The organism is Actinacidiphila glaucinigra (genome assembly GCF_900188405.1).
GTDB classification, from domain to species: Bacteria; Actinomycetota; Actinomycetes; order Streptomycetales; family Streptomycetaceae; genus Actinacidiphila; species Actinacidiphila glaucinigra.
Genome location: NZ_FZOF01000035.1, coordinates 82,282 through 90,126 on the forward strand (window position 1 = coordinate 82,282; position 7,845 = coordinate 90,126).

Sequence of the window (7,845 nt, forward strand, 5' to 3'; positions counted from 1 at the left end):
CCCGAGTTCGTCTGCGGTCGTAAGCCCAGACAACAGAGCGCCTGGGCGGTGGCCCTGGTCGGACCGGCGTGTGGTGATCCCTAGTCAGGTTGCTCCACGCTGACGTAGGTGAGGATCAAGACTTCGCCATGTGGTGGCGCATTGCGCTGCCGGAGTTCATCTCCATGATCATGTGGTGGATGTCGTGGACCGGCGACGGCATGACGACGAAGGGCCGCATCATGCCCTCGTCCTCGTGGTCGAGGATGTGGCAGTGGTACATGACCTTGCCGGTCTGGTCGGCGAGCCGTCCCGCCACGGTGACCAGGGTGTTGGCGTTGACGGTGATGGTGTCCTTCCATCCGGACTCCTCGGGGGCGACCCGGACAGGTGCGCCGAGGGTGATGGGCTTCTTCGTCTGTGCCGTGGCGAAGTCCATTCCAGAGGAGTCGACGGCCCGGCGGTCGACGACCTGGAAGTTCATCAGGTGGATGTGCATGGGGTGGTAGATGGGCACGCCATCGGGGGCGGCGCTGATGAAGTGCCACTTCTCCCAGGTGCCGGCGACGGCGAAGAACGTGGTCGTGTCCTCGAACATGCTGCCCGTGCGACGCAGTGTCCGGGTGCCGCCGGGCATGTCGACCGTGACGATGCCGGTGCCCGGTGCCGTGCCGGACGGGACCTGCTCCATCTCCCAGATCTGCGGCATGACGCCGGCCTTGTCGAAGCTCAGCAGGACGAAGCGCTCGGTGGCGTCCTTGGGTACATCGGCGAGAGTGAGTCTGCGGAAGGACTTCGACAACGTTGCCGGGAGCGCCTGGGGTGCGCGGCGCTTCTTCTCGACGCGGAACTGCATCACCTCCGGGAAGGGGATCATGAAGTCGGGCAGCGCGGCTCCGGGGGTCTGGCCGGGGATGGTGTTGACGAGCTTGAGCTTCCGCCCGGGGTGGGCCGCGAAGTCGATGACGACGTCGGCACGTTCGGCGGGCGACAGCGAGATCGCCTCGTCGATGGTCTGGGGCTTGCCGAGCAGGCCCATGTCGGTGCCGATGAGCTTCATGGCGCCGCGTACGACCTTGCCGGTCTCCTCGTCGACGACGACCAGGCGGTAGACGCGGACACCGGAGACGTTGACCAGGCGGAAGCGGTAGGCGCGGGCCTGGACGTCCAGGTACGGCCACACCACGCCGTTGACCATGGTGAACGGACCCAGGCTCCCGCCGGCTGGCGGAATGGTGCCCGGCATCGGCATCGAGCCGCCGAGCAGGATCCGCTTGGCGAGGACCTGGCCGGTCAGCCGGCCCTGGTCGTCTGTGTCGAAGTTGACGTCCTGGATCGTCAGCGGGATCTCGTGCTCGCCGCGGGGCAGGCCGAGCCGGTCCTCCTCCGCGTCGCGCAGCACGTAGTTGCCGACCAGGCCGGACAGGACGTTGAGCGAGGTCACCGACATGGCGTGGTCGTGGTAGAAGAGGTGCGTCGCCGCCTGGTCGTTGGCGTATTCAGCCAACTGCGAGTTGCCGGAGGCGACTCCGAACTCCGCGGCGCCGTCGTTCAGGGCGTTCTGGTGGCCGCCGTGCACATGGACGGTGGTCCAGGCGGTGAGCCGCTCGACCTCGGGGCGGGGGGACGCGCCCTCGTCGCCGGGCCGGTTGTAGGGCAGCGTTCCGGGGCCGGGGCCCTCGGGGTTCACCCACACCGCCTTGAGCGGCGTCCTGCCCTTGAGCTTGTTGTTCCAGGCGATGCGGACGCGCTCCCCGCTGCGGACCTCGATGGTCGGGCCGGGGAAGTGGCCGGCGTAGGTCCACAGGCGTGTGGGAGGCATCTGGGAGTGCAGCCGGACCTGGGACTCGACCATGTCGATCTCCGTGATCCCATGGCGCTTGGGGCGCAGTGCCGGCGGGACGCGCAGCGCGTCCCGGAACGGCTCCAAGGTGGCGAACGTGGGCTCCTGGACACCTCCGAGCCCTTCGGTCGCCTGGGCCTCGCTCTGGAAGACCCCGCCCCTGAGGATTCCGGTGCCTGCCACTGCGACGGCGGCGGCACCGGCGCCCGCCATGCCCAGGATGTTCCGCCTGCTGAGTTCTGATGACATGAAGCTTCCGTTCGTTCTGGTAAGTGATCACGACCCATCGCACGGCGGTCGGCCGTCAGCGACTGCAGCGCTGCGTCGCCTGTCGCACTCAGCCCCTCGTCATTGAGGTCGCCGGGGTGTGAGTCAAGAGATCCGCCTGTTGCGTCAGGCGCACGTCGAGGCGCATCGAGCGGTAGCCCCTGGCCGAAGAAACTCCAGGCAGCCGCCAGGCTCCGCGTTCTGACAGTTGTCAGACTATCATCTGACAACTGTCAGAACGCGAGCGGGGGGCACCCCGGTGTTCCACGCCCATGTCGTGTTCGCATTGCGCCCAACGCCATCCCCGCTCCCTGTTGTCGGCAGGTCGCACCGTTCACCCGTGTGGCAACGCGGAAGACGGTAGGTGTCGCACTTGACTAGGGAGGGCTCGCAGGCCGATTCCGTCGGACGCTGCAGCTCCGTCCGTTCGTGCTGAACCAGCACGTGGCGACGGCGGAAGTGGGACGCCCAGGTCTTTGCGGAGGTGGGGGCGAACGCCGCGCCGTACCAGGACCGGCTGTCGCCGGGCTCGGCGCCGCAAGGCCCCGTCAAAGCCTCATGCCGCTGTTCACCCGCTTTGGCTTCCCGTTGCCTCGGGGACCGGCCCCGCACGCCTGGCAGCAGATCTGCAGGGACTCAAGCCGGCCGCCCTGGAGCCGATTGGTACTCTCCTGTGCGGCAGTTGCGCGCCCAGGAGGATCCGACTCCCCAGGCCGTCTCCGTGGACGTAAACCTGCGACGACGAAGACCACAGCCGCAGAGGGAGCGATTGTCGCCAAACTCGGCCACCACGAACGGCACCTGCAGCCGGCCTCAAGCGAACACCGGCCCACCGCGGCTTCGCCGCGGCCGCGTTGGCGTCACGCGGAGCACGCGACGCCTCGCCAGGCAGGTGGGGGCCGCTGCTGGCAGAGGGCGTGCGGTCAGGGCCGGCGCATGAGGTCGGCCGCTCGCTCGGCTATGGCGTAGACCGTTGCGTTGGTGTTGTTCGAAGGGATCGACGGGATGACGGAACCGTCGGCCACACGCAAGCCCCGTAGTCCACGGACCCGGAGCTCGGAGTCCACCACGGATGCCTCGTCCTCACCCATGGCGCAGGTGCCGACGGGATGGCAGTAGGAACCGAAGTACTTCTTGGCGAAGTCGCCGAGCGACTGGTCGTCCACGACGTCGAGGCCCGGGCTCACCTCCTCGATGCCCCACTCCGCCAGGGACGCTGACCGGGCGATCCGGCGTGCCGTCCTGATCCCGGACAGGACGGTCCGCACGTCCTGTTCCTTGGCGAAGTAGTCGGGATCGAGCACGGGCGCCGCGTACGGGTCGTCCGAGGTGATCCGCAGGCTGCCACGGCTGAGCGGCCGCATCGGCGAGACGCCGATGGTGAAGCCGTTGTCCACGGGGGCGACCGGATTGGGAAGGGGGATGTCGATGAAGATCAGCTGCAGGTCCGGCCCGTCGAGGTCCGGCATGGTGCGCAGGAGACCCAGGATTTCCCCGTGGTTGCCTTGCGGCGTGGGCACCGGGCGCCGCGCTCGGTAGACGAGGTTGGCCCGCGGGTGGTCGTGGAGGTTGCGGCCCACGCCGGGCAGCGAGTGGAAGACGTCCATTCGCGCCTGCTCGAGGTCGCTTGCGGGACCGATGCCGGAGCGCAGGAGCAGTTGGGCGGACCCGATGGCTCCCGCGGTGAGGACGACCTCGCGCTCGGCTGTCGCGGTGTGGGTGCGGCCGTCGGCGCCGTACTCGACCGCGGTGCAGCGGTCGCCGCTGAACAGCAGCCGGTGGGCGACCGCCTCTGTGACGACATGGAGGTTGGGCCGGTCAAGGGCAGGGGCGAGGTAGGCGTCGGCGGCGGTCTGGCGGCGCCCGGCGACGATGTTCAAGTCGACGGGGGCGAAGCCCTCCTCCAGGCCGCCGCTGATGTCCAGGGCCCGGCGATGGCCGGTTTCCACCGCGCCGGCCAGGCAGGCCAGCAGGATGTCGTTGGGCTCGGCCATCGGACCGACGGTCAGGGGGCCGTCGGTACCGCGGCTGGGCGCCCCGCTGGTGGCGGTCTCGGAGCGCTGGAAGTAGGGCAGCAGGTCCTCGAAGGCCCAGCCCTTGGCGCCGTGGTCCCCCCAGCTGTCGTAGCTGGACCGGTGTCCGCGGGCGAACACCATGGCGTTGATGGCCGAGGAACCGCCCAGGCCGCGGCCGCGGGGGAGAGGGACCGGCGCACCCGAAGCGGCCTGGGCCACGGTCTTGTCGCCCCAGTTGGCGGCGGTGGCCATCAGTGAAGGCCACGCCGACGGGTTCGCCACGGCGTCGGGCAGACGTGACGTCGACGTACCGGCCTCCAGGAGCAGGACCTGGATGTCCGGGTCCTCCGACAGGCGCGCCGCCAGTACGCAGCCGGCCGTGCCACCGCCGACGACGATGAAGTCGAAGGCCGTCTTCCGAGGATCCATGTCTTCCGCCCTTGCGTGGACCAATGGTTCGCATTTGAGCGTACCACTGGTTCGAATCAATGATATGTAAAACTTGGTACCTTTGATTCATGGGCACTGACATCAGCACTGAACAGGCGCGGCCCGCCTTGCGGGATCGCATCGTCCTGGCCGCTGCCGAGCTCTTGGACGAGGAAGGCCTGGACGCCCTGTCGACGCGCGCCATCGCCCTGCGCGCGGAGGTCCCGCATCCCACGATCTTCCGGCTCTTCGGCGACAAGGAAGGCCTGCTCGAAGCGGTCGGCGAGCACGGATTCGCAACGTACCTGCAGCACAAGAGCCGGCTGCCCGAGACCGGTGACCCGGTCCAGGACCTGCGGGCGGCATGGGACCTGCACATCCGCTTCGGGCTGGGGCAGCCGGCGTACTACACCCTGGTCTACGGACGGGCCCGCCCCGGTCATCTGTCGCCCGCCGGTCAGCGGGCGGTGACCGAGCTGCAGCGCATGGTCGCGCGAATCGCCGCTGCGGGCAGGCTCCGCATGAGCGTCGAGCGGGCCACGGCCGTCCTGCACGCCGCGGGGGTGGGGACGATCCTTACGATGATCAGCACCCCGAACGAGTCGAGGAACCTCGAAACCGCAGACGCCACCCGCGACTTGATGATCGCCGCGATCACCGCACCCGCCACCGCGGACCCTGCGCGTACCGAGCAGCAGGATCGCGACGACACCGCGGCCACGGCAATGGAACTCCGCGCCGCACTCGCACGGCGCGGCACCTCCGCCCTGAGCGCACCAGAGAAGGCCCTGTTGATCGACTGGCTCAATCGCCTGGCCGACGCACAGCCGGCCGGTTAGGACAAGACTGACGGCACCATGCCGCCGACCTCGGTTTCGCATACCAGGGGAGCACAACCCTTTTGCGAGCCCTGGTCGGGCCAGCCGTCACCTTGATCTCCGCCGTCGGCTGGGCCCCTTACTGACTTTCGAGGCCGCACCTCCACGACCGTCCCGTCGGGCTCGATGAGCCGCTCAATGTGCTTCCCGCCCGCCTGGGAGGCTTCCCTCACGGGCGTGGCACTGCCGGGCGGCCCGGAACACCGACCACTTGTCCGCCCGCGTACGGGGCGCCGAAGGCGCCTCGTCAGGCCCTGCCGACTCAGGGTGGAGCATGTTCTGAAGCGTCCAGACCTGCGCCGACAGCAGCCCATCGCACCCCAGGCGCTGCGCCTGCACCCACGCGCCCAGATCCTCGCCCCGGACCGTGCTCTGGCACTGCACGGCGGCCAGCGCCTGCCCGGCCATCGTTGAGCCTGCGGCACAGGTGGTGGCTGCGCTGCCAGGCCATGGGCCAGGCCGGGCACCAGGACGCGTCGATCGTCTCCAGTGCGTAGCGGCGTTCCCCCGACCGTGCCTTGGCGGTGGAACCGACCGGCAGCCCCGCCTCCCGCCGCTGCGCGACGGAGTCCGCGAGCCGTCCGGCGGTCCGCTGGTTCTTCATCCAGGTGCCCACCCGCTGCGCGGCCGCGCCCGCGGCCCGGCGGTCGTACGGGCAGGCCCGCGCGCCACTCGACCGGCACACCGCCATCGCTGGGGCGCGGGTACCGGCTGGGAGCTGCAGGAGTGGCGGCACTCCGGCCTTACCCACCTCGGAGAACAAGGCGCTTCGCTGCTGACGCTCACGGCCAAGTCCCGGCACCGCAAGCCGGGACACGTGAAGCGGTACGTCAAGCCGTCGCCGGAGGCGATCGCCGAAGTCACGGCCCGCTCGCCCCCGACGGCGCCAACCGCTGGACTCCCAGGACGGGAGCTGGATCCCCCGAACACGACTCCGCGTGCGACACGTAATGTGACTTCGCATGATCGAAGCCGAGAGGGAGATCAGCGAGGATCTGGTCCGCGACCTGCTGCGGGACCAGCATCCGGACTTGGCGGCACTGCCCATCCGCGAGGTGGCGGGCGGATGGGGCAACCAGATGTGGCGCCTCGGCGACGAGTTGGCGGTCCGGATGCAGCGGATGGACCCCAACCCCGATCTGCAGCTCAAGGAGCGCCGGTGGCTGCCGACCCTGGCCTCGCGTCTGCCGCTGCCCATCCCGGTCCCCGTGCGGGACGGTACGCCGTCCGAGCGCTTCCCCAAGGTCTGGACCGTCATGACATGGGTTGAGGGCACGCCGCTGGACCACGGCTCGATCACCCGCAGCGACCATGCGGCCGACACCCTGGCGGCCTTCCTGAAGGCACTGCATGCCGAGGCGCCCGCCGAAGCGCCGCACGCCTCGGACCGCGGCGGTCACCCCAAGGAGTGCATGGAGGGCTTCGAGCACTTCCTGAGGGCCGTGGACCTCGGCCACTTCGCCGAGGACGACATCCGGGCGGTGTGGGACGACGCGACCGCGGCTCCCGGATGGGAGGGCCCGCGGGTGTGGGTCCACGGCGACCTGCACCCCGCGAACGTCGTCGTCGCCGAGGGGACACTGGCGGGCGTCGTCGACTTTGGCGCTCTCTTTGCCGGCGACCCGGCCTGGGACCTTGCGGCCGCCTGGGTGCTGCTTCCCGCGGGCGGCGCCTCGCGGTTCTTCGACAGCTATGTGCAGGCGGACGAGGCGGCGGTCCGACGGGCGCGTGGGCTGGCCGCAATGAAGAGTCTGTTCCTGATGCTGATGGGCCAGAACGGGGACCGCGGTCTGCCCGGCGGGAAGCCGAACTGGGGCCCCGCAGGGCGATCGGCACTTGACCGTGTCTTGAAGGGCCTTTGACGGCGGCAGATCGAGCCCTGGTCCGGTCTGGTACACGGACGCCGGTGCTGAGATGCGTGACCAGCCCTACAACTGCGTGGGCGAGGTCCGACCGCGGCAGCCTACCGATTTACCGCGACAGACACCCGAACTTCGGCGTAATCCCAGGTCAGGTTGCTCGAATACCACCGCGACCTGCAGACGAACCAGCCCGTCACAGAGCCCACCACAACCCCGCTCCCGACCGGGCAGAAACGCGCACGCCCCCACCGGCTCCGGGACCTCGTTCACCGGACCCGGAAAGAATCTTGCAATCCGGTTTCACCGTGTTCTGCCGAGGTAGCCCGGGGTTTCAGCCTCGGGAGGAATCGGGTCCTGAACGCTTGGGCGTGAGACGCCCAGACCTTGCTGCGCTTCAAGTCGGCCGTCAATGGCGGTGATTGTCAGTCCGGCCGAATACGGTACTGGTCGTGGGCGTGAAGATTGTCGTGCAAGCCAAGCTGCTGCCGACCGCCGAGCAGGCGGTCGCGTTGCGGTCGACGCTGCACGCATGCAACGCCGGCGCTGACCGGGCTGCCGAGGTTGCCTTCACC

Annotated in this window: 4 protein-coding genes and 1 pseudogene; 3 read left to right on the forward strand and 2 right to left on the reverse strand. The window is 69.3% G+C overall.

Annotated elements, in window-relative coordinates; genetic code table 11:
- Window positions 1-115 precede the first annotated feature (115 nt).
- Complete coding sequence (locus tag CHF15_RS39165) at window positions 116-2,071, reverse strand: multicopper oxidase family protein (RefSeq protein ID WP_245939301.1); 1,956 nt, start codon at window positions 2,069-2,071, stop codon at window positions 116-118.
- A 941-nt stretch (window positions 2,072-3,012) separates the two neighbouring features.
- Window positions 3,013-4,533 carry a GMC family oxidoreductase gene (locus CHF15_RS39170; RefSeq protein ID WP_089228702.1) on the reverse strand — a complete coding sequence of 507 codons (1,521 nt, stop codon included), beginning with the start codon at window positions 4,531-4,533 and terminating at the stop codon, window positions 3,013-3,015.
- An 89-nt stretch (window positions 4,534-4,622) separates the two neighbouring features.
- Between CHF15_RS39170 and CHF15_RS39175 the strand changes: the two genes are divergently transcribed.
- The 3 genes and pseudogenes from CHF15_RS39175 (at window position 4,623) to CHF15_RS39190 (ending at window position 7,273) form a co-directional block, all read left to right on the forward strand.
- On the forward strand, window positions 4,623-5,372 hold the full coding sequence (locus tag CHF15_RS39175) for a TetR/AcrR family transcriptional regulator (protein WP_089228703.1): 750 nt from the start codon (window positions 4,623-4,625) through the stop codon (window positions 5,370-5,372).
- Between the two features lie 677 nt (window positions 5,373-6,049).
- A pseudogene (locus CHF15_RS46170) lies at window positions 6,050-6,291 on the forward strand (site-specific integrase); the annotation flags it as partial.
- Window positions 6,292-6,373: 82 nt separating this feature from the next.
- Window positions 6,374-7,273: an aminoglycoside phosphotransferase family protein gene (locus CHF15_RS39190; RefSeq protein WP_089228705.1), complete on the forward strand. Its 900-nt coding sequence runs from the start codon at window positions 6,374-6,376 to the stop codon at window positions 7,271-7,273.
- The last annotated feature ends 572 nt before the right edge of the window (window positions 7,274-7,845 follow it).